Origin of the sequence: Gordonia jinghuaiqii (assembly GCF_014041935.1) — a bacterium.
GTDB classification, from domain to species: Bacteria; Actinomycetota; Actinomycetes; order Mycobacteriales; family Mycobacteriaceae; genus Gordonia; species Gordonia jinghuaiqii.
Genome location: NZ_CP059491.1, coordinates 2,611,451 through 2,633,172, shown reverse-complemented (window position 1 = coordinate 2,633,172; position 21,722 = coordinate 2,611,451). Strand labels below are relative to the sequence as shown.

At 68.9% G+C, this 21,722-nt stretch carries 20 protein-coding genes and 1 tRNA gene; 9 read left to right on the top strand and 12 right to left on the bottom strand.

What is annotated here, in order from left to right:
- The first annotated feature begins 16 nt into the window (after window positions 1–16).
- Together H1R19_RS11740 and H1R19_RS11735 are read left to right on the top strand one after the other, a co-directional pair.
- A complete protein-coding gene (locus H1R19_RS11740) occupies window positions 17–895 on the top strand; it encodes a PAC2 family protein (RefSeq protein ID WP_188329297.1) in 879 nt (292 codons plus the stop codon).
- Entirely contained in the window at window positions 892–2,085 is a 1,194-nt protein-coding gene (locus tag H1R19_RS11735) for an alpha/beta fold hydrolase (RefSeq protein WP_219849089.1), read from the top strand. Before H1R19_RS11740 ends, H1R19_RS11735 begins: the two co-directional genes overlap by 4 nt.
- Here the strand turns inward: H1R19_RS11735 and H1R19_RS11730 are convergent.
- The 6 genes from H1R19_RS11730 to H1R19_RS11705 all read right to left on the bottom strand — a co-directional run bounded on the left by H1R19_RS11730 (window position 2,066) and on the right by H1R19_RS11705 (window position 7,167).
- Window positions 2,066–2,374: a hypothetical protein gene (locus tag H1R19_RS11730; RefSeq protein WP_188329295.1), complete on the bottom strand. Its 309-nt coding sequence runs from the start codon at window positions 2,372–2,374 to the stop codon at window positions 2,066–2,068. The genes H1R19_RS11735 and H1R19_RS11730 overlap by 20 nt on opposite strands.
- Before the next feature lie 46 nt (window positions 2,375–2,420).
- On the bottom strand, window positions 2,421–3,671 hold the full coding sequence (gene mshC / locus H1R19_RS11725; RefSeq protein WP_219849088.1) for a cysteine--1-D-myo-inosityl 2-amino-2-deoxy-alpha-D-glucopyranoside ligase: 1,251 nt from the start codon (window positions 3,669–3,671) through the stop codon (window positions 2,421–2,423).
- Between the two features lie 120 nt (window positions 3,672–3,791).
- The gene (locus tag H1R19_RS11720; protein WP_244970986.1) at window positions 3,792–4,610 is read right to left on the bottom strand and encodes an SCO1664 family protein; all 819 of its coding nucleotides are present in this window, start codon (window positions 4,608–4,610) and stop codon (window positions 3,792–3,794) included.
- Between the two features lie 76 nt (window positions 4,611–4,686).
- Window positions 4,687–5,427, bottom strand: a complete 741-nt coding sequence (locus H1R19_RS11715) for a DUF3090 domain-containing protein (protein ID WP_188329292.1) — start codon at window positions 5,425–5,427, stop codon at window positions 4,687–4,689.
- A gap of 25 nt (window positions 5,428–5,452) precedes the next feature.
- A complete protein-coding gene (locus H1R19_RS11710; protein WP_188329291.1) occupies window positions 5,453–6,244 on the bottom strand; it encodes an MSMEG_4193 family putative phosphomutase in 792 nt (263 codons plus the stop codon).
- A gap of 80 nt (window positions 6,245–6,324) precedes the next feature.
- Window positions 6,325–7,167 (bottom strand): undecaprenyl-diphosphate phosphatase, encoded by an 843-nt coding sequence (locus tag H1R19_RS11705; RefSeq protein ID WP_188329290.1) that lies wholly within the window; start codon window positions 7,165–7,167, stop codon window positions 6,325–6,327.
- 157 nt (window positions 7,168–7,324) lie between these two features.
- Between H1R19_RS11705 and H1R19_RS11700 the strand changes: the two genes are divergently transcribed.
- From H1R19_RS11700 to H1R19_RS11690, 3 genes are read left to right on the top strand one after another with little or no spacing between them, the layout of a single operon-like run.
- On the top strand, window positions 7,325–8,371 hold the full coding sequence (locus H1R19_RS11700) for a YncE family protein (RefSeq protein WP_219851608.1): 1,047 nt from the start codon (window positions 7,325–7,327) through the stop codon (window positions 8,369–8,371).
- Entirely contained in the window at window positions 8,368–8,745 is a 378-nt protein-coding gene (locus tag H1R19_RS11695; RefSeq protein ID WP_219849086.1) for a DUF5703 family protein, read from the top strand. The genes H1R19_RS11700 and H1R19_RS11695 overlap by 4 nt, the downstream gene beginning before the upstream one ends.
- Window positions 8,739–9,875, top strand: a complete 1,137-nt coding sequence (locus H1R19_RS11690; RefSeq protein WP_188329289.1) for a quinone-dependent dihydroorotate dehydrogenase — start codon at window positions 8,739–8,741, stop codon at window positions 9,873–9,875. Before H1R19_RS11695 ends, H1R19_RS11690 begins: the two co-directional genes overlap by 7 nt.
- A gap of 48 nt (window positions 9,876–9,923) precedes the next feature.
- Here the strand turns inward: H1R19_RS11690 and H1R19_RS11685 are convergent, their stop codons facing one another.
- Window positions 9,924–10,469, bottom strand: coding sequence for a YbhB/YbcL family Raf kinase inhibitor-like protein (locus tag H1R19_RS11685; RefSeq protein ID WP_219849085.1), 546 nt, complete (start codon window positions 10,467–10,469; stop codon window positions 9,924–9,926).
- 114 nt (window positions 10,470–10,583) lie between these two features.
- Window positions 10,584–11,918, bottom strand: a complete 1,335-nt coding sequence (locus H1R19_RS11680) for a M20/M25/M40 family metallo-hydrolase (protein WP_188329287.1) — start codon at window positions 11,916–11,918, stop codon at window positions 10,584–10,586.
- Between the two features lie 105 nt (window positions 11,919–12,023).
- Here H1R19_RS11680 and H1R19_RS11675 point away from each other — a divergent pair.
- Window positions 12,024–12,112, top strand: a tRNA-Leu gene (locus H1R19_RS11675).
- A gap of 68 nt (window positions 12,113–12,180) precedes the next feature.
- Here H1R19_RS11675 and H1R19_RS11670 read toward each other — a convergent pair.
- Window positions 12,181–13,110, bottom strand: a complete 930-nt coding sequence (locus H1R19_RS11670) for a mechanosensitive ion channel family protein (protein WP_188329342.1) — start codon at window positions 13,108–13,110, stop codon at window positions 12,181–12,183.
- A 381-nt stretch (window positions 13,111–13,491) separates the two neighbouring features.
- Between H1R19_RS11670 and H1R19_RS11665 the strand changes: the two genes are divergently transcribed.
- Both H1R19_RS11665 and H1R19_RS11660 read left to right on the top strand, forming a co-directional pair.
- Complete coding sequence (locus H1R19_RS11665) at window positions 13,492–14,526, top strand: nucleoside hydrolase (protein WP_219849084.1); 1,035 nt, start codon at window positions 13,492–13,494, stop codon at window positions 14,524–14,526.
- A 65-nt stretch (window positions 14,527–14,591) separates the two neighbouring features.
- The gene (locus H1R19_RS11660; protein ID WP_188329285.1) at window positions 14,592–15,542 is read left to right on the top strand and encodes an LLM class F420-dependent oxidoreductase; all 951 of its coding nucleotides are present in this window, start codon (window positions 14,592–14,594) and stop codon (window positions 15,540–15,542) included.
- A gap of 26 nt (window positions 15,543–15,568) precedes the next feature.
- Here H1R19_RS11660 and meaB read toward each other — a convergent pair whose 3' ends face one another.
- From meaB to H1R19_RS11645, 3 genes are read right to left on the bottom strand one after another with little or no spacing between them, the layout of a single operon-like run.
- Complete coding sequence (gene meaB, locus H1R19_RS11655; protein WP_219849083.1) at window positions 15,569–16,567, bottom strand: methylmalonyl Co-A mutase-associated GTPase MeaB; 999 nt, start codon at window positions 16,565–16,567, stop codon at window positions 15,569–15,571.
- Window positions 16,567–18,867 (bottom strand): methylmalonyl-CoA mutase, encoded by a 2,301-nt coding sequence (gene scpA / locus H1R19_RS11650; protein ID WP_219849082.1) that lies wholly within the window; start codon window positions 18,865–18,867, stop codon window positions 16,567–16,569. Before scpA ends, meaB begins: the two co-directional genes overlap by 1 nt.
- Window positions 18,864–20,798 carry a methylmalonyl-CoA mutase family protein gene (locus tag H1R19_RS11645; RefSeq protein WP_219849081.1) on the bottom strand — a complete coding sequence of 645 codons (1,935 nt, stop codon included), beginning with the start codon at window positions 20,796–20,798 and terminating at the stop codon, window positions 18,864–18,866. The genes scpA and H1R19_RS11645 overlap by 4 nt, the downstream gene beginning before the upstream one ends.
- 144 nt (window positions 20,799–20,942) lie before the next feature.
- Here H1R19_RS11645 and H1R19_RS11640 point away from each other — a divergent pair, with 144 nt between their 5' ends.
- Window positions 20,943–21,707 (top strand): TVP38/TMEM64 family protein, encoded by a 765-nt coding sequence (locus H1R19_RS11640; protein WP_219849080.1) that lies wholly within the window; start codon window positions 20,943–20,945, stop codon window positions 21,705–21,707.
- Window positions 21,708–21,722: the final 15 nt, after the last annotated feature.

Sequence of the window (21,722 nt, the reverse complement as noted above, 5' to 3'; positions counted from 1 at the left end):
GTCGTAGGCTGGTTCGGTGAACGCCGAGCAGATGTCGAACCTTCCCCAGCTGCGCAGACCCATCCTGCTCGCGGCCTTCGAGGGATGGAACGACGCCGCGGACGCCGCCAGCAGCGCCGTCGAGCATCTGGCCCTGGAATGGGATGCCCGCCCCCTCGTCGACATCGACTCCGATGAATACTACGACTTCCAGGTCAATCGCCCCACAGTGAATCAGATCGACGGCGTGACGCGGCGTATCGACTGGCCGACGACCTCCATCTCCTACTGCAGTCCGCGCGGTGCGGATCGCGACATCGTGCTGGTGCGCGGCATCGAGCCCAACATGAGGTGGCGCGCGTTCTGCGCAGAGATCGTCGAACTCGCCGAGGCCTTGGAGGTCGAGACCACGGTGATGCTGGGAGCGCTGCTCGCCGACACCCCCCACACCCGGCCGGTGCCGGTCACCGGCGCGGCATACAGCAGTGAGTCCGCGGCGCAGTACAACCTCGCCGAGAGCCGTTACGAGGGCCCGACCGGCATCACCGGGGTACTCCAGGACCTGTTCGTGCAGGCGGGCATGCCCGCGGTGTCCTTCTGGGCCGCGGTCCCCCACTATGTGTCGACGCCACCCAACCCGAAGGCGACGGTCGCACTGCTCACCCGGGTCGAGGAGGTCCTCGACATCGAGGTGCCGCTGGGCACCCTGCCCGAACAGGCCGAGGAGTGGGAGCGTGCGGTCACCGAGATGACCGAGGACGACGAGGAGATCGCCGACTACGTGCGCGGCCTCGAGGAACGCGGCGACGCCGAGGTCGATCCCGACGAGGTGATGGCCAAGATCGACGGCGACGCGCTGGCCGCGGAGTTCGAGCGATATCTGAAGCGACGAGGCCAGGGACCCTTCGGCGCGTGAACATCCATGTGCCGGCGGCGCGTCACGCGGTTGCCGTCGGCGGCGCATGTCTGGGTGTCGCGGCGGCCGCGGTCGGCGCCTACGCGGCCCGCAACCTCACCTATGACCGCAAGGACCGAGCACGCATCGCGGCGAGCGGTGTCACCGAGAAGTCCGTGACCACCCCGGCCGGGGCCGTCATCACCTACGCCGAAGGCCCACCCAACGGACCCCCGCTCCTCCTGATCCACGGTCAGCAGGTCTCCTGGACCGACTACGCCCCCGTCCTCGGTCCGCTGTCGGCGGACTGGCACGTGTTCGCCGTCGACTGCTTCGGTCACGGCGGTTCCGCGAAGGACCCGGCGTGCTACCCCGCCCGCCACCAGGGTGCCGCCCTGCGCTGGTTCATCGAGACCGTCATCGGCGGTCCGGCCGTGGTGTCGGGCCACTCCTCGGGTGGTCTGCTCGCGGTCTGGCTCGCGGCTGCCGCCCCGGACCTCGTCCGGGCGATCCTCGTCGAGGACGCGCCGCTGTTCGCCACCGAACCCGACCGGGCGCCGGACACGTTCGCGTGGCGGGACGCCTTCCGTCCGATGCACCAGTACCTCGCACTGTCCGAGACGTCGAGTCCTGCACCGTCGGACTCCGGGTACTCGGTTCCACCGATGCGCTGGACGCGTTACTGGGTTCGCCACAGCCATCTTCGGACGCTGTTCGGTGACGCGGGCTGGGCGAGACTCGTACGGGATCCCGTCGAACGCCGCCTCGACCGTGATCCGGACGGGATCCCGCGGCTGTGGTGGATGCCGCCGACGATGAACCGTGCGTTCGATCTGTCGGCCTGCATCCAGGACGGCACCGGCGACTACGACCTCCGCTTCGGGGAGATGTTCTACGACGGCACCTGGTTCGACGGGTTCGACCAGGCGGAGACTCTCGCGCGCGTGCGTGTCCCGGCGACGCTGCTGCACACCGTCGTGCACTCCGAGGACGGAGTACTGCTGGGCGCGATGACCGACGAGGACGCGCGCCGGGCGGCCGGACTCATGGCCGACTGCGTACTCGTCGACGGCATCCACTCCGGCCACGACATCCACCGCGACCGTCCGGCACAGTTCGTCGACGCGATCACCGATCTACATCATCGAGCGCTGCACGCGGAGGCTGGTCGAGCGGAGGCGGATCGGGCAGTCAGCCGATCTGTTCGATAGACACGACCGGCGTGGTGATGCGCCACGTGCGGACGTCGGGATCATCGGCGGCCCGCACCCAGAACTGGGCGGACTCGCCGAGGCGGCAGGACTTGACCCCGAGCAACGGGATGTCCTCGGAGTCGCGCCGCAGACGGCTGACGGTCCAGTCCTCGTCGTCGGTGCCGCCCACGCCGGGAGCGCGCAACAGCGTCATCTCGCCGAAGTCGAGCAGGTAGGTCGATGTCCGGGTGACGACGGTGTACACCCCGGCGTCGGTCTCGGGTCTGATCTCTTGCACGCGCGCCACGAAAGCACTCTACCCATACCGACAGACGGCGTGAGGCGAGGCCGCCTCAGGCGGGTGCGGTGACCGGGATGCCCAGCAATGCGTCGACCGCGGCGGCCAGCTCGGCCGGTGCGGTCGGCGACGACCCGATACCGGTGCGCACGTCGGCACACCAAGCATCGACTGCGGCAAGCGCTTTCGGCGTGTCGAGGTCGTCGGCCAGATGCTGGCGGACCCGGGCGATCACCGGTGCGGCGTCGGGACCCGTTGTCGAGGTGAGCGCGGTGCGCCATCGGTCGAGGCGCTCGAGCGCGGTGTCGAGCACATCCGAGGTCCACATCCGGTCACCGCGGTAGTGGTCGGCGAGCAGTGCCAGGCGGATGGCCGCCGGATCGACGCCGTCGCGCCTCAGCGCCGAGACGAACACGAGGTTGCCCCGACTCTTCGACATCTTCTCGCCGTCGAGTCCGACCATCCCGGTGTGCACGTAGTGCCGGGCGAATCGCCGTGAGCCGGTGAGCGCCTCGCCGTGGGCGGCCGAGTACTCGTGGTGCGGGTAGATCAGGTCGTTGCCGCCGCCCTGGATGTCGAACTCGATACCGAGGCGATTGAGCGCGATCGCCGAACACTCGATGTGCCAGCCGGGACGACCCGGACCGAACGGCGACTCCCACGAGGGTTCACCCGGGCGCTCCGCGCGCCACAGCAGCGCGTCGAGAGGGTCGCGCTTGCCCGGCCGGTCGGGATCGCCGCCGCGCTCGGCGAAGAACGCCGCCATGGTGTCGCGGTCGTAACCCGACTCGTAACCGAACTGTTCGGTCGCGTCGGTACGGAAGTACACATCCGGGTACTCGGCGTCGTCGACGGTGTAGGCCGCACCCGAGGCCAGCAGCTTGCCGACGACCTCGATGACCTCCCCGATCGATTCGATGGCCCCGATGTAGTCCCGCGGCGGGAGCACGCGCAGCGCGGTCATGTCGTCGCGGAACAGCTGCGTCTCGCGGGCCCCGAGGTCGCGCCAGTCGATGCCGTCGCGATCGGCGCGCTCGAACAGTGGGTCGTCGACGTCGGTCACGTTCTGCACGTAGTGAACATCGTGACCCTGGTCCCGCAGCACACGATTGACCTGATCGAAGGTCACGTAGGTCGCGGCGTGCCCCAGGTGGGTCGCGTCGTACGGGGTGATCCCGCAGACGTACATGGTCGCGGTCTCACCGGGCGCGACCGGCCGGACCGCGCGATCGGCGGTGTCGAAGAGACGGAGGGCGGGTCCACCACCGGGGACGACCGGGAGTTCGACATCGGGCCAGGACTGCATGCGTCCACTGTATTGCCCACCCGCCGCGCGCCGTTCGCGGCCTCGGTCCGAGCGCGTTTCCCCGCCGGCTGATCAGAACGGCGGCTGATCAGAACGGCGGCTGATCAGAACGGCGGCTGATCAGAACGGCGGCCAGGGAACGGGCCGGTGCCCGGGCGGTCGCGGCATCGTGGCGCTCTCGGCGACTACGATCGCCCGGATCGTGAGGGCATCGATCTCGTCGGGGGTGAGGTGGCGGGTCAGCTCCGCGCGCAGGGCCGAGCCGTCGGTCTCCAGACGTTCGGCGAGCTCGGCGACATCGGCGACGAGGTGTCCCGGTATGGGCTCGCCCGACCAGCCCCACAGCACGGTCCGCAGTTTGTCCTCCGAATGCAGGCAGATCCCGTGGTCGATGCCGTACACGCCGCCGTCGAGCCCCTCGAGAACATGACCGCCCTTGCGGTCGGCGTTGTTGAGCACGACGTCGAGCACGGCCATCCGCTGGAGACGGGGGTCGTCGGCGTGGACGAGCACGACGGGCTCACCGTAGGGGTCGAACGCCCGGAGGACTGCGAAGTAGCCGACCGGAACGGCGTCGGCGGGACACAGGTCCACCAGGTCGACCCTGGTCTCCGGTTCCGGCGCCGGGTGATCGGTGTTGTCGGGCGTCTCCACCCACCGTTGCACCATGCCCGGCCCGAGCGGCCCGTCGCGGTGCACCGTGGTGGGGATCGTCTCCCAGCCCAGCGCTTCGGAGATCAGGAACGACGCGACCTCCCGCCCGGAGAGGGTGCCGTCGGGAAAATCCCACAGGGGGACCTCCCCGCGGACGGGTTTGTAGACGCACCGCACCGACTCGTCGCCGAGCACGGCGTCGCACACCAGCGTGGCGTTGCTCGCCGACGGGATCCGCCCGAGGATGGTGAGCTCGCCCTCGCGCAGGGTCTCACCCGGGGCGATCTCGCTCGGGGGTGAACCCGCCGAGGGCTCGGCGGGTGTACGTGCGGACTCCGGGGTCACCTACTCGAGTCCCCGGTCAGCTTCGTGAAGACGGTCCGGCGTCGCCCGGCTCGTCGGGGTCATCGCCTGCCGGATCGTCGGCCGCGGAGTCCTCCGGCTCGCCGGCCGGATCCTCGTCCTCACCGAAGGGCACCGGACCTCCTTGCGAGGCAAGGCTGTTGAACACGTCCGGATCGATGAAGTCGAGGGATTTGCTCAGCTGCGCGTCTCGTTTGTAACCGTTGGTGCGGATGCACAGGTGACCGTCGGGGTCGAGCGGTTCGCTGCACAGCGGGCACGGCTGACGCCCGGCCGAGATGACCTTCTCCGACCGGGCCGCGAACTCCCGCGCGGCGAGGGTCGTCAGGAACACCCGCACGGCGTCGGGTCCCTCGTCGGTGTCGTCGAGAACCACACTCTCGTCGAACTCGCCCTCGGTGACGGCCAGCAGTTCCACCACGACCGCCTCGGACTCGGCGTCCCAACCCAATCCCATGGTGCCGACGCGGAACTCGGCGTCGACGGGCATGACGAGGGGGCTCAGGTCGCCGACGCGGTCGGTGGCCGGCGGGATCGGGGTGCCGAAGCGCCGGTGGATCTCGTCGAGCAGCGCCCCGATCCGGTCCGCGAGGATCTGGACCTGCTGCTTCTCCAGCATCACGCTGACGATTCGGGCCTCGTGCACGGCCTGGAGGTAGAACGTGCGGTCGCCGGGTTGCCCGATCGTGCCCGCCACAAATCGGTCCGGGCTTCGGAACACATGGATGGCTCGAGACATCACACCTCCTTCATGGTCGTGTTCATTATCCCGATGTCGCCGGGATCGTCCCAGCGCCGCCTGTCCGGGCGCCGTTCGCCCCGGCACCACCGGCGACCGGCTGGGCATCGGCGCCGGTCTCACCGCCGACCATCGCGTCGTCGGATGCCTTGTCCCCGTGGGCGTTCGGCGGAGGCGGCTTCGGTACCGACAGTGTGTCGGTGGCGTTCACGGTATGTACGTAGGGTCGGGCGGAGCTATAACGGATCACGCTGATCGAGGCGGGGTCGACGACGATCCGCTGGAACGAGTCGAGGTGGGTACCCATGGCATCGGCGATGACCGACTTGATGACGTCGCCGTGGCTGCACGCGATCCACACCCCCGAGCCGTCCGGCCCGCCGTGGATGCGGTCGAGTTCGCGAATGGCACGCACCGCCCGGGCCTGTACGTCGGCGAGACCCTCACCGTCGGGAAAGACCGCGGCCGAGGGCTGCTGCTGCACCACCTTCCACAACGGCTCCGTCAACAGCTCGCGGATCGAACGTCCGGTCCAGCCGCCGTAGTCGACCTCGGCCAGATCGTCGACGACGATTTCCGGCGGCGCCTCACCGTCGGCACCGAGTGCGGCGAGCAACGGCGCGACGGTCTCGGCGCACCGGTCGAGTGGCGAGCGCGCCACGGCCCTGATGTCGCCGAGGCAGTCACCGAGGCGGCGGACGAGGTCGTCGGCCTGGGCACGGCCACGGTCGTCGAGGTGGACCCCGGGGCCGCGACCGGCGAGCACACCCGAGGTGTTCGCCGTCGAACGGCCGTGCCGGAGAAGGATCACGGTCATGCCACAACCATAGGCATGCGACCGGGAGTGCCGCACAGGGCGAGTGCGGCCGGTGCCGCGACCAGCGCCCCCGTCACCTGTCAGGTCGCCGAGATCACCCCGGTGGACAGCAGGACGATGAGCGTGACGCCGAGGACCACGCGGTAGGCGCCGAACCAGTTCATCGAGTGCGCGCTGACGAACTTCAGCAACCAGGCGATGGCCGCGTAGCCGACGATGAAGGCGACCACCGTCGCCATCAGGAGCTGCGGGCCGGTGGCCTCCATCCCCTCCCCGCTCGGGTTGAACGCGTCCGGGAGGCTGAACAGCCCCGATGCGGTGACCGCGGGGATGGCCAGCAGGAAGGAGAACCGGAACGCGGCTTCTCGTTCGAGGCCGAGGAACAGGCCGGCACTGGCGGTGGCGCCGGACCGCGACACCCCGGGGATCAGTGCCAGGCACTGGGCGCCGCCCATGATCAGGCCGTCGCGCAGGGTCAGCTGGTCGAGCGAACGCTGCTTCTGGCCGTACTTCTCGGCCAGCCAGAACACTCCGGCGAAGCCGATCAGCATGATCGCGACCAGCCAGAGATTGCGTCCGGTGGTGCGGATCTCGTCCTTGAAGAGGAACCCGAGGATGCCGATCGGGATGGTCGCGAAGATCACATACCAGCCGACCCGGTAGTCGAGATTGCGCTCGTCGGCGTGGAAGAGCCCACGGAACCACGCGGTGATGATGCGGACGATGTCGCGGGCGAAGAACACCAGGACCGCGGCTTCGGTGCCCAGCTGGGTGACCGCGGTGAAGGACGCGCCGGCGTCCTCGCCGAACATGAGTTCCGAGGTGATCCGCAAATGCCCCGACGACGAGATCGGCAGGAACTCGGTGAGTCCCTGCACCGCGCCGAGGACGATCGACTGGGTCCAGCTCATGGTGTCGGTCACGGCGAGCGATGCTACGCGGGAGACCGTCCGCGGACGCGACGAGGCGACACGCCCCGACCCGGCTTCGCGCCGACCTCCGGCGGTCACGCAAGATGGGGACATGCATGTGCCGCGACGACTGCGCCCCCGCCACCAGCCACCCAGTGGCCGATTGAGGTTGCGGGGTCCGGTCGCCGCCGCGGCGACCCTCGTGCTCGGTGTGGGCATGATCACCGCGTGCTCCGACGGCGACGGCTCACCGGATGTCCCGACGGTGAACCCGGCGACCGCCGTCGAGGCGCCCGCTGCGGCTGTGGATCCCGCCGGGATGACGGTCCCGGCTCCCGCGGGCGCACGGGCACTCGCCTCGTCGGGACGCAGCGTCGGCGTGCTGTCCCCCGACGGCAACCAGATCCTGCGGTACGACACCCTCGCGGTCGCCGCACCGCCGAAGCCGGTCGACGTCCCCGTGCTCACCGCGCTGGCCGCCGACGGTGACGCCGGCTACCTCGGGGCCGGGCCGGGTGTGCTCGTCGTCGTCGACACCGACGGTGGTGTCGAGACCGCCGACCTCGACACCGACCAGCCGACCGCGGTGGTGCGCACCGCCTCCGGCCTCATCGTCGTCGGTACGGCCGACGGGCGGGTGCTGGTGTACGACAAGACTTTCGAGCGCAAGCATGACATCCACCGCTTTGTGCGTGTCGACTCGCTGACGGCCGCGCCGGCCAGCGCCGAGGGCCTCGACGGCCAGGTGGTGGTCCTCGATCGCGCGCAGTCGTCGGTGACCCCGGTCGACCCGGAGTCCGGCGAACTCGGACCGGCCCTGCGCGCGGGCAACGGCGCGACCAACTCCACCGTCGACCATTACGGCCGCATCCTCGTCGCCAACACCCGCGACGGCGAGATCCTCGGTTTCTACGGATCTCCGCTGGTCATGCGTTTTCGGTACCCGGTGGCCGGGGGCCCCTACGCCGTAGACTACGACGACACCCGCAACCTGCTCTGGGTGTCGACGACCGGCAACAACGAGGTGGTGGCGTATGACCTGGCCGACGGCGAGCCGACCGAGAAGCAACGCTTCGCCTCTGTCGTCCAGCCGGATCGGATCACGGTGGACTCCGCAGGAACCGTATACGTGCTCTCCGCGCGAAACGGCGGACTGCAGGTGGTCCCGCCACCCGGCACCCCCCTCGGTGTCACACCCGTCGAGCCGGGCCGATGACCGCTGACCACCGGCTCGACGCCCGCCACGCCCGCACAGCCGCCCGCCTGGGCGCCCGGTACCCCGCCGGTTGGGAGGTCACCTCCGAGGACTTCGAGTGCATCATGTTGCGTCTGCCGCCCGACGTCACCCGTGTCACCGCGTCGATGCGACTGGCACTCGAAGCCGAGTTCGGTGGATGGGAGCTCTCGCGGGTCCGGCTGTACTCCGACGGCACCCGCAAGGTCCTGCTCAAACGCCGCCGACCGCCACGCGGCGCCGGCCGGACCGGCGAACATCACGCGAACGGCCACCGACCTCTCGATCACACTTCCGTCGATCACCAGCCGAGTGGCCACACCGGCCACGACCCCCGGAGCGCCCGAGCATGCTGACCGCACACACCGCCACCCGAGCTCTCGTCGCACTCAACCGGTGGTGCTATCCCCTGCTGCTCAAGGCCATGTTCCTGATCCCGCCGGAACGCATCCACCACATCGTCTTCGTCCTGTTGCGCGCGGTGGGACGCTTCTCGCCGCTGTCATTCCTGGTGGCCAAGCTCCTCGCACACCACGATCCGGTCCTGCGGACACGCGTGTTCGGCGTCGACTTCCCGGCTCCGATCGGGCTGGCCGCCGGATTCGACAAGACCGCAGGCGCGGTCAACGCCTGGGGTCAGATCGGGTTCGGCTACGCCGAGATCGGCACCATCACCGGACAACCCCAGCCCGGCAACCCGCAGCCCCGACTGTTCCGGCTGCCCGCCGACCGCGCGCTGATCAACCGGATGGGTTTCAACAACCCCGGCGCGCAGGTGGCCGCCGAACATCTCCAGGACGTTCGCCGCGGGCCGGTCTCTGCCCCGATCGGTGCCAACATCGGCAAGACCAAGGTGGTCCCGGTCGAGGACGCGGTCGAGGACTACCGACGTTCTGCCGCGCTGCTCGGGCCGCTGGCCGACTTCGTGGTGGTCAACGTCAGCTCGCCCAACACACCCGGCCTGCGCGATCTGCAGGCCGTCGACTCGTTGCGTCCCATCCTCGCCGCGGTGCTCGCCGAGGTGCACGTCCCGGTGCTGGTCAAGATCGCGCCCGACCTGGTCGACGACGACATCGACGCCGTCGCCGACCTGGCGGTGGAACTGGGACTCGCCGGCATCGTCGCGACCAACACCACGATCGGCCGCGAAGGCCTGCACACGCCCGCCGCCGAGGTCCGCGAGATCGGTGCGGGCGGCCTGTCCGGCGCGCCGGTTGCCGACCGTTCGCTCGCGGTCCTCAAACGCCTCTACGCCCGTGTGGGTGGACGGATCGCCCTGGTGAGCGTCGGCGGCATCGAGACCGTCGATCAGGCATGGGAACGGATCTGCGCCGGCGCCGACCTGCTCCAGGTCTACACCGGCTTCGTCTACGGCGGCCCGGTGTGGCTCCACGAACTCCACGACGGCCTGGCCCAGCGTGTGCGCGCCGGCGGCTTCGCGTCGATATCCGAAGCCGTGGGCTGCGCTGCGCCCAACCAGCCCTGACCATCGAGCCCTGATCATTCCGGGCCCTGATCATTCCGGGCCGGCGTCTCAGACGTTCTCGGACGGCTGTTCGTAGGTCCCCACCAGCGTTGCGCGGGCGATCGCGTGCGAGAACAGGTTGAAGCCGAGATAGGCAGGCGTCGCACCGTCCGGGAGACCGAGCGACTCGGTGTCGACGGCATGCACGACGACGAAGTAGCGGTGCGGGCCGTGCCCGGGGGGCGGTGCCGCGCCGATGTATCGGCGCAGTGAGGCGTCGTTGGTGAGGGTGACCGCACCGGTGGGCAGTCCTGAGCCGTCCTCGTCACCGGCACCCTCGGGCAGGCTGGTCGTCGACACCGGGATGTCGGCCACCGCCCAGTGCCAGAAGCCGGATGCGGTCGGGGCGTCGGGGTCGTACACGGTGACGGCGAAACTCTTGGTCTCGGAAGGGAATCCCGACCAGCTCAACTGCGGCGACAGGTCTTCGCCACCAGCGCCCATGATGCCGCTGACCTGGCCGCGGGACAGCGGGGCTCCGTCGGTGAAACTCTCGGAGGTCAGGGTGAAACCGGGCAGGCTCGGTAGTGGGGAGTACGGGTCGAACGACGACATGTGTTCACCTTTCGGACGTTTCGCGCGTTTCGCGCAACGGATCCATCTTCGGCGCCCTCCTCGGCGGCGTCGCATCGACGACGGGAAGGCCCTGCAGCCACTCTATGTGAGGGCTCAGCTGTGCCGCAGAAAGTGCTCGAACACCTTGGTACCGAACAGAACCGACTCGACCGGCACTCGTTCGTCGACGCCGTGGAACAGGGCCGCGAAGTCGAGTTCGGGCGGGAGCCGCAACGGGGCGAAGCCGAAGCACCGGATCCCCAGTTTGGCGAAAGCCTTGGCGTCGGTGCCCCCGGACAGCATGTAGGGCACCGTCTTTCCCTGCGGGTCGTGCTCGACGATGGCCGCGTTCATCGCGTCGACGAGGTGGCCGTCGAAGGTCGTCTCGTAGGAGTCGAGGTGGGTGATCCACTCGCGGGTCACGTTGGGCCCGATGAGTTCGTCGATCTCCTTCTCGAAGGCGGCCTGCCGGCCGGGGAGCACCCGGCAATCGATGACCGCCTCGGCCTTCTGGGGGATGACATTTGCCTTGTAGCCGGCCTTGAGCATGGTCGGATTGGCCGTGTCGCGCAGCGTCGCACCGATGATCCGCGCGAGGTTGCCGAGTTTGAACAACGCCGTCTCGAGATCGGGGGCGTCCGGGCTGAGATCCAGACCGGTCTCTGCACTGACCTCCGCCAGGAACTGGCTCACCGATTCGGTCATCACGAGCGGGAAGGTGTGCCGCCCGATACGGGCGACGGCCTCGGCGACTTCGGTCACCGCGTTCTCGTCGTGCAGGAACGAGCCGTGTCCGGCACGGGCCTCGGCGGTCAGCCGCATCCATGCCAGGCCCTTTTCTGCCGTCTCGACGAGATAGAGCCGCTTCTGCGTGCCGTCGGGACGGTCGACGGTGAGCGAGAAGCCACCGACCTCCCCGACCGCCTCGGTCACGCCCTCGAACAGATCCGGACGGTTCGCGACGAGCCAGTGTGACCCCCACGTGCCGCCGGCCTCCTCGTCGGCGAGGAATGCGAAGACGATCTCCCGCGGCGGGACGGTGCCGTCGCGCTTGAACTGACGGGCGAGCGCGAGCGCCATACCTGCCATGTCCTTCATGTCGACCGCGCCCCGACCCCAGATGTGGCCGTCCTTCACCGCACCGGAGAACGGATGGACGCTCCAGTCAGCCGGTTCGGCCGGCACGACGTCGAGATGGGCGTGGACGAGGAGTGCACCCCGCTCGGAATCGGGCGGTCCCGCCAGCCGCGCGAACACGTTGCCTCGCCCCGGGCGACCGGACTCCACGTACTGGGTGGTGTAACCCACCTCTTCGAGTTGCTGCGCCACCCATTTGGCGCACGCCTCCTCGCCTTTCGTGGTTTCGGGTTCCCCCGTGTTGGAGGTGTCGAACCTGATCAGCTGGCTGACCAGATCGACCACTTCATCGACCGCAGACTGGAAAGACACCCCTCACTCCTACGGGATTTGGGATACGCGGGCAACCTCGGTTAGGGTTATCCCGCTGCACAGAGACGACGGCGAGATCGCCGAAAATCTCACCGCAGCGAGCAGGTCCGAGTGGCGGAATGGCAGACGCGCTAGCTTGAGGTGCTAGTGTCCTATTAACGGACGTGGGGGTTCAAGTCCCCCCTCGGACACCACAGATGTACAGAGAAAACCCCGGCCCCCGGCCGGGGTTTTCTCGTCGGGGCGTCGGGCTCCGGGCCGGTCAGTTGGCGGCGGTGTCGACGAGCGCCGACCATGCGCGCGCGTACGGCAGATCGATCGAGTTCTCGACGAACGCACGCAGGATCACACGACGCAGGCGGCGCTGGACGGCCCACTGTCCGTTCGGCTTCGTCGTGACCGTCATGCGCAGGACGATCTGGTCCGACGACACCTCTTGGACGCCGAGCATCTCGAGCGGCCCGAGGATGTCGGTGTCGTCGTCCTCGACGGCCTGACGCGCCGCCTCGTGCGCAACGCGCTGCGCCTTGTCGATGTCCGCACCGGGCGCGACCGGGACGTCGACGCGGGCCACGGCGAACTCCTGGCTCATGTTGCCGACGCGGGCGATCTCGCCGTTGCGGACGTACCAGAGGGTGCCGTCGATGTCGCGCAGCGTGGTCACCCGCAGGCCCACCGACTCGACCTCGCCGACGGCCTCCCCGAGGTCCACGATGTCGCCGACCCCGTACTGGTCCTCGAGGAGCATGAACACCCCGCTGACGAAGTCGCGCACCAGGTTCTGGGCGCCGAAGCCGACCGCGAGACCCACGATGCCCGCCGAGGCGATGAACGGCGCGATGTTCACCCCGAGGACGCTCAGCACCGACAGCACCACCCACACGAGCAGCACGATCGAGACCGTCGACTTCAGCACCGAGCCGATGGTCGCGGCGCGCTGGGCGCGGCGGGCGGCGATCTGCGCGCTGCGTTCGGGTGAGGGCGATTTGGACCGCAGACCGCGCATGAGGGCCATTCCCCGGCCCGGCTCACCACCGGCGGTCCGGGGCCGGGTGGCGCGGTCGATCGCCCGGTGGATCGCGAACCGGACGAGCAACGCGACGACCACATAGGCGACGATGCGAGTCGGGTTCTCGATCAGCCATTCTCGATTCGTTTCCGTCCATTCGAAGGCAGAGTCCTGAATCGTCATGCGCCCGACCGTACGGATGCTGACATCGTTGTCCAGTCGTGACGGACCCCGTGTCCGCGGTCGGGTGAGTTGGGATGCGGACGAAAACCGTTGCCAGCCTGCGATGGACGTGACGATGTTCTGATCGAGGACCATCTGGTCCTCATGTGTGCTCTCGGTCACGCCGGGGGCGAGTTCCAGCGGCACGCGGGTCCCCTCCGACACGTCGAAGGCGGCGGTGTCGGCCAGCCGGCCGGTGATCGTGAACTTCTCACTCACGCTGGGCACGCCCGCCGAGGCGAGGAACGACGGACCGTTCATCACGTGGACGTGCAGATGCGGGGCCACCGAGTTGCCGGGGCACGATGACGGCCGTCGCCGCACACGGGGCACAATTGTGTGGTGACCCAGCGCCTCTTCTTCGACTGCGACACCGGCATCGACGATTCGCTCGCGCTGCTCTACCTGCTCGCGCGCACCGACGTCGACCTCGTCGGCATCGCCTCCACGGCAGGCAATGTGCCCGTCGACGTGGTCACCGCCAACAATCTCGCCTGGCTCGAACTGTGCGGCCGCAGCGAGGTGCCCGTCCATGTGGGCTCGGCCACTCCCCTGGTGGCCGAACTGATGACCACCGAGGACACCCACGGCCCCCTGGGCGTCGGGCACGCCGAGCTGCCCACCCCGACCGTGACGCCGAGTCATCTCGACGCCGCGGACGCCTGGATCGAGGCCTCGCGTGCGCACGACGGTGAGCTGGTCGGCCTGGTGACCGGCCCGCTCACCTCACTGGCCACGGCGATCCGCCGGGATACGACGTTGCCGTCGCGGCTGCGCCGACTCGTGGTGATGGGCGGCGCTTTTCACACCCACGGCAACACGACGCCGACCGCGGAGTGGAATGTCGCGGTCGATCCGGAGGCGGCCGCCGAGGTGTTCGCGGCGTTCGGCACACAGGGCGCGCCGGAACCGATCGTGTGCGCACTCGATCTCACCGAGTCGGTCGTCCTGACCCCCGATCACGTCGTGCGACTGGCGGCGGCCGCGGGGAGTTCGCCGCTCGAGTGCCCGGACCCGACCGACGATCGTGGCCTCCGGTCGGTCGCCGACAACGAGATCATCCGGCACGTCGTCGACGCCCTGCGCTTCTACTTCGAGTTCCACCACGACCACGACGAGGGCTACATCGCCCATCTGCACGACCCGTTCGCGGCCCTGGTCGCACTCGCCCCGGACACCGTCACCACCCGGCCCGCCCGTGTCGACGTCGAACTCGTGGGCACCCTGACCCGTGGGATGACCGTCGCCGACGAACGCTGGATGTCGCCCCTGGGACCCAACGCCCGGATCGCCACGTCCGCCGACCTCGACGCCGTGTTCGACGAGCTCATCGAGACGATCGGGGCATACGCCCGCGCGCATGTAGCCGTCCGCTGAGCGCCGGCGCGTCGAGGTACCGGGTAAGGAGCGCACCGACGACGTGGCGGGACTACGGTTGTCGGGTGACCCGACTCGGCTATCAGATCCCGAACTTCACCTACCCCGGCGTCGCCGCCGACCAGCTGTTCCCCACCGTGGTCGCGCAGGCGAAAGAGGCCGAGAACTCCGGTTTCGACACCGTCTTCGTGATGGACCACTTCTATCAGCTGCCGATGCTCGGCGAGCCCGACCAGCCGATGATCGAGTGCTACACGCTGCTGGCGGCGCTCGCGCAGCACACCTCGAAGGTGCGGCTGTCCTCGCTGGTCACCGGTAACACCTACCGCAACCCGACGCTGCTCGCCAAGACCGTCACCGCGCTCGACGTCGTGTCCGGCGGTCGCGGGCAACTCGGCATCGGCGCGGGATGGTATGAGCTCGAACACGATTCGCTGGGATTCGAGTTCGGTACCTTCACCGACCGATTCGAGCGCCTCGAGGAGGCGTTGCAGATCATCCTCGGCATGCTCGACGGAAGGTCACCGAGCCTCGACGGCAAGCGGTACCGGGTCGTCGACGCCCTCAATGTGCCTGCGCCGCTGTCGAAGATCCCGGTGATGATCGGTGGCGGCGGCGAACGCAAGACGTTGCGGATGGTCGCGCAATACGCCGACGAGTCGAACCTGCTGTGCGCCCCGGCCGACATCCCCCGCAAACTCGACGCGCTGGCCGAACACTGCGAACGACTCGGCCGGGACCGGTCCGAGATCACCGTGACCGTTCAGACGTCGGCCTGCGTGGCTCCCACCCACGACGAGGCGGTCGCCGAGCTGGAGGCGTACCTGCAACGCACACCCGCGGCCGAGGTGCGGCGCGGATCGACGATCGTCGGCGACCCCGACGAGGTGGCCGCCCGGTACGCCGAGTTGCTCGCGACCGGTGTCGACGGCGTCACGGTGAACGCACCCGCCAACGGGCATGTGCCGGGGCGGGTCTCACTGCTCGGCGAGACACTGGCGCCGCTCATCGGCTGAGTTCGGCGCCTTCCGGAGAACTGCGCTCAGCGCTCGTCGAATGCGTCGACGATGCGCTGAGCGGCAAGCGCGGGTGTCAGCGACCCGTCGCGCAGCTGTTGCTCCACCTCGGCACGGATGCCGCGCACGCCGGGTGAGTCGCCGAGCCGGGACAGCACGATGTCGTTGACCATCGCCCAGGTCCAGTCGATCTGCTGCTGGTTGCGCCGGGCGGTGAATTCGCCCGCCTCGGTGAGCGTCTCGTTGTGCCGCACGACGGTCTTCCAGAACTCGTCGACACCGGTGTTCTCGATCGCGCTCATGGTGAGCACCGGCGGCATCCACAGGGCGTCGTGCGGGTAGAGCAGCTTCAGCGCGTTCGACAGCTCGCGTGCCGCACCCTTCGCCTCGTTGAGGTGTTTGCCGTCGGCCTTGTTCACCACGATGACGTCGGCGAGCTCGAGGACACCTTTCTTGATGCCCTGCAACGAATCCCCCGTGCGTGCGAGGGTCAGGAAGGTGAACGTGTCGACCATGTTGGCGACGGTGACCTCCGACTGACCGACGCCCACCGTCTCGACGAGCACGACGTCGAAGCCTGCCGCCTCCACGAGCACGATGCTCTCGCGGGTGGCCTTGGCGACACCGCCGAGCGTGCCCGACGTCGGCGACGGTCGGATGTAGGCGTTCTCCGCCGTCGACAACCGGCCCATCCGGGTCTTGTCGCCGAGGATCGAACCGCCGGTGCGCGTCGAACTGGGGTCCACGGCCAGCACCGCGACCTTGTGGCCCAGCTCGAGCAGGTGCATGCCGAGTGCCTCGATTGTCGTCGACTTGCCCACCCCCGGAACACCGGTGATCCCGACGCGGAACGACTTGCCCGCGTGCGGGGTCAGCTTCAGCAGCAATTCCTGCGCGGCGGCCCGATGGTCGGCGCGCTTGGACTCGACCAGCGTGATCGCGCGGGCCAGATCGGCCCGGCGATCCGCCAGCACGCCGTCGGCCAGCGCGTCGACGTCGACCCGACGCCGAGATTGGACCGCCATCAGTTCGCGGTCGCCCCGGGCAGCTCCAGGCCGAGGGTGTCGGCGAGCTTGCCGATGAGCTCCACCGCCGAATCGGCGATGACCGATCCGGGCGGGAAGATCGCGGCCGCACCGGCTTCGTACAGTTCGGCGAAGTCACCGGGCGGGATCACACCGCCGACGACGACCATGATGTCCTCGCGGCCGACCTCCTTGAGCGCTTCCCGCAGCGCCGGCACCAGCGTGAGGTGTCCGGCGGCGAGCGATGACACACCGACCACGTGCACGTCGTTGTCGGCGGCCTGGGCGGCCACCTCCTCCGGCGTGGCGAACAGCGGGCCCACGTCGACGTCGAAGCCGAGGTCGGCGAACGCGGTGGCGATCACCTTCTGGCCGCGGTCGTGACCGTCCTGGCCCATCTTCGCGACCAGCACACGCGGCTGACGGCCCTCGGCCTCGGCGAACCGGCGCACGGCGTCGATCGCCGCGTCGATGTTGCTCACCTCGCCCGCCTCATGTCGATACACCCCGCTGATCGTCTTGATCTCTGCCTGATGGCGACCATAGACCTTCTCCAGTGCCTCGGAGATCTCACCGACCGTCGCCTGATGGCGGGCGGCTTCGATGGCCAGGGCCATCAGGTTGTTCTCGATGCCACCCTCGGCCGACGCCGCGGCACGGGTCAGGTCGGCCAGCGCCGCCTCCACCGCAGCCGAATCACGCTGCGCGCGAAGCCGGTCCAGCTTCTCGAGCTGCTCGGTGCGGACCTTGGAGTTCTCGACCTTGAGGACCTCGATCTCCTCGTCGTCGGCCACCTGGTACTTGTTCACACCGATCAGCGGCTGCTGACCGGAGTCGATGCGGGCCTGCGTACGTGCGGCGGCCTCTTCGATGCGCAGCTTCGGCAGGCCCTCGTTGATGGCCTGCGTCATGCCGCCGGCCTCTTCGACCTCGCGAATGTGCTTGCGCGCCTTCTGTGCCAGCTGATGCGTCAGCCACTCGACGTAGTTCGAACCGGCCCACGGGTCGATCGGACGCGTGGTGCCCGACTCCTGCTGCAACAGCAGCTGGGTGTTACGCGCGATGCGCGCGGAGAAGTCGGTGGGCAACGCGATCGCCTCGTCGAGGGCGTTGGTGTGCAACGACTGGGTGTGACCCTGCGTTGCGGCCATCGCCTCGACGCAGGTGCGCGCGACGTTGTTGAACACGTCCTGCGCGGTCAGCGACCAGCCCGAGGTCTGCGAATGTGTGCGCAGCGACAGCGATTTGGAGTTCTTCGGCTCGAAGTCGGCGACGAGCTCACTCCACAGCAGACGCGCCGCACGCAGCTTGGCGACCTCCATGAAGAAGTTCATGCCGATGCCCCAGAAGAACGACAGGCGCGGCGCGAACTTGTCGATGTCGAGCCCGGCTTCGAGGCCTGCGCGGATGTACTCCACACCGTCGGCGAGGGTGTAGGCCAGCTCCAGGTCGGCGGTCGCACCGGCTTCCTGGATGTGGTAGCCCGAGATCGAGATCGAGTTGAACTTGGGCATCTTCTGGCTGGTGTACTCGAAGATGTTCGAGATGATCCGCATCGATGGCTTCGGCGGATAGATGTAGGTGTTGCGGACCATGAACTCTTTGAGGATGTCGTTCTGGATGGTCCCGGCCAGCTTCTCCGGCGGCACACCCTGTTCCTCGGCCGCCACGACATACAGCGCCAGGATCGGCAGCACCGCGCCGTTCATCGTCATCGACACCGAGACGCTGCCCAGGTCGATTCCGTCGAAGAGCTGACGCATGTCCAGGATCGAGTCGATGGCCACACCGGCCATGCCGACGTCGCCGGCAACCCGCGGATGGTCGGAGTCGTAGCCGCGGTGGGTGGCGAGGTCGAAGGCCACCGACAGGCCCTTCTGGCCTGCGGCGAGGTTGCGGCGGTAGAAGGCGTTGGACTCGGCGGCGGTGGAGAAGCCCGCGTACTGACGGATCGTCCACGGCTGGTTGACGTACATCGTGGGGTACGGGCCCCGGATGAACGGCGCCGCACCGGGAACCGAGTCGAGCGGATACGGGTGCTCGGCGTCGGCGAGGAGGGCGTCGCGTTCGGCACGGGTGTAGACCGGTGTGACGTCGATCTGCTCGGGGGTGTTCCAGGTCACCTGGTCCACCGAGTAACCGTGCGCCGAGGCGAGCTCTTCGGTGACGGCCGCTGCCGAACCGGAACCGGCCGGGGCCGCGTCGTCGGTCAGCTCGACCCCGGCGAAGCTCGGGATCGATCGTGCCGAATCTGATTGTGCCGAATCTGATTGCGACAGATTGGGTTCGGTCTGGGTCATGTCGTCGCTCCCGCCGTTGAGATCAGCTGATCGAGGAGGTCGCCGAGGGTGCTCACCGCATCGATGCCGACACGCAGCGAGCCGTCGGGGCGATCCTCGGAGGAGGGCCATTCCTTGTCCGGGCCGGCGAGCAGGACCTTCGACAGGCCTGCTGCGCGAGCCGCCGCGAGCGCGGCGGGCCCTTCCTCGGCGTAGCGCGCCTTGGTGCCGCAGATGACCGCGATCGGGGTGTTGGCACCCTTGACCGTGGAGCCGATCGTGTCGGCGGTCAGCGGACCGGGATTGACCACCGCGATGCCGCCGGCACCGAGGAAGTTGGCCACGAAGGTGGTGCGTCCGTTGTGTTCGGCGACGCTGCCGAGCGGGATGAGCAGGATCGACGGTCGCGCGCCGCGTTCGGCGAACACGACGTCGGACCGATCTCGCAGCTCCTCGAAGGCGCGCCCGATCCGGGCGAGTTTCGGAGTTCCGGTGACGACGTCGGTGACGGCCGACGCCGGTGCACCCGGCGAGTCCGACAGGGCCCGCTCGTCGATGTTCGGGAACTCGTTGACGCCGGTGACCGCGATGCGACGATGTGCCACCTCCGCGTCGCGGCGGGCGAGCGAGGCCTCGACCTTCTCGGCGATCCAACCGGTGTCGAGAGCCGCGCGGTAACCGCCGGCCGCCTCCACCTCGGTGAACACCGACCATGCGTTGGCAGCGAGGTCGTCGGTGAGGGATTCGACGAACCACGAGCCACCTGCCGGGTCGAGGACGCGCCCGATGTTGGACTCCTCGAGCAGCAGCAGCTGGGTGTTGCGGGCGATCCGCCGTGAGAACGTTGCACTCGAGGTGCGCTTGTTCGCCGGGATCGTCGCGTCGTAGCCGAGGACGGTGAGCTGGTCGGCCCCGCCCACTCCGGCGCCGAAGGCGGCGATGGTGCTACGCAGCATGTTCACCCACGGGTCGCGCTGGGAGTACATCGACAGATCGGTGACACCGTGGGTGATCGCGCCACCGGCGTCCGGCGCGCCGACGACCTGCGCCACGCGGGCCCAGATCTTCCGCAGCGCACGGAATTTCGCGATGGTCGCGAACTGGTCGTCGTCGGCGGAGACCCCGAAGGTGATCTGGCGCAGCGCGGCCTCGGCGGTCAGGCCGGCCGCGGTCAGGGCGCGAAGATGGGCGACCGCGGCCGCCACGACCAGAGCGAGTTCGAGGCCGTTGTCGGCGCCCGCGGTGGCGAAGTCGCTGCCGTCGACGCGGAACGTACGCACACCGTCGGGCAGCCCGGACGCGGCGAGCGCGGTCGCCTCATCGGAATCGACGGTCGGACGACCGGAGAACGCCGCGGTCAGCGGTGAGAGCCCGAATGAATGGGCGGTGGCGGCCGTCGGCGCGGCCGCGACCGGTGCGGACTGCGCCTTCTCCCTGAGTGTCAGCAGTTCGCGAGCCGCCGTGATGCCGTCGGTGCCGGCGTCGAGCGTCACCGGCACGAGATCGAGGTAGACCCCGCGCAGCGCGGTCGCGAGGTCGGCGACACCGAGTCCGCTGCCGGGCCTGCCGACCGACAGCCACAGGCCGCTCGCCCCGTTGGCCATCGCCTCGAGGATCAGTTCGTTGAGCTCGGCCGCCGGGGTCGCGTCGTCACCGAAGCGTTCCGTGACGCGCCATCCGGTGGTGACGTCACGCGCGGGATCGGCACCGCGGACGAACGGGAAACGGCCCGGAAGGCCAGGTTCTGCCGTCTCGTCGCGACGTGTGTACAGCGGACGAATGGTCAGCCCGTCGGCGGTGTCGGTCGAGAGCAGCGCCTCGGGCGTGTCAGGCAGCTCGTCGACGTCGACACGTCGCGATTTGGCCAGAACGGCCGCGGCGGCCTTCGACCACGCCTGGTAGGCGTCATCGAGTTCTGACTCGGGTTTGGGCTGGTCAGTTTGCTGTGGCATGTGGGGAAGCGCACCTCCGTGAGTGCTCTGTGCGAGCGCGTACACGACACTAGCCGATCGCTCGCTCGGCCCCTCACCGAGGGCGAGGTGATGTGCCGCACTCGTCGACCGGGACACCACCGGTGTCCAGAGTAGAGTGTCCGGGTGCCCGAGCCAGCCCCTGTCAGCGCAGCGACGTCAGAGTTTCTCGCAGCCGACGAGGACGATGTCGACGGACCCGGCCGGGCCGATCGCCGTGTCCTCGGGTTCGACCGCCGTGTCGTGCGCCGCGCGCTGCTGGCCGCGGGACTCGTCGCTGCCGTCCTCGCCGCATCGTACTTCGTCCCGCTGCCGTCGATCGCGAGCGTCCGGGAGTGGGGCGAGCACCTCGGCCCCGCCTTTGTGTGGCTGTTCTTCCTCGCCTACGCGGTCATCACGATCGCGCCGATCCCCCGCTCGACTTTCACCGTCATGTCCGGGATCTTCTTCGGTCCGCTCGTCGGCTTCGCCGGTGCGATGATCGCCTCGTCGGTCGCGGCGGTCGCGGCGTTCACGCTCGTACGTGCCGCCGGTCGGGATCGGGTGCGGCCGTTCCTGAAGAAGCCGGTCGTCATGGCCGTCGACCGGCGCCTCGAACGTCGTGGCTGGTTGGCCGTCGGGTCGCTCCGGATGATCGCCGCATGCCCCTTCTCGGTCGCGAACTACTGCTCGGCACTCTCGTCTGTGCGGCCCGTGCCCTTCGCCGTTGCCAGCATCATCGGCATGGCGCCGGGTACCGCGGCGGTGGTGATGCTCGGCGATTCCCTCACCGGTGACACCCACCCGCTGCAGCTGGTCGTCAGCGGCGCCCTGTTCGCCGTCGGCATCGCCGGCCTGGTTCTGGACTCACGACTGCCCGTCGGCCGACCCGACACAAGTTCATCGACCTGATTTCCCGGGATCAAG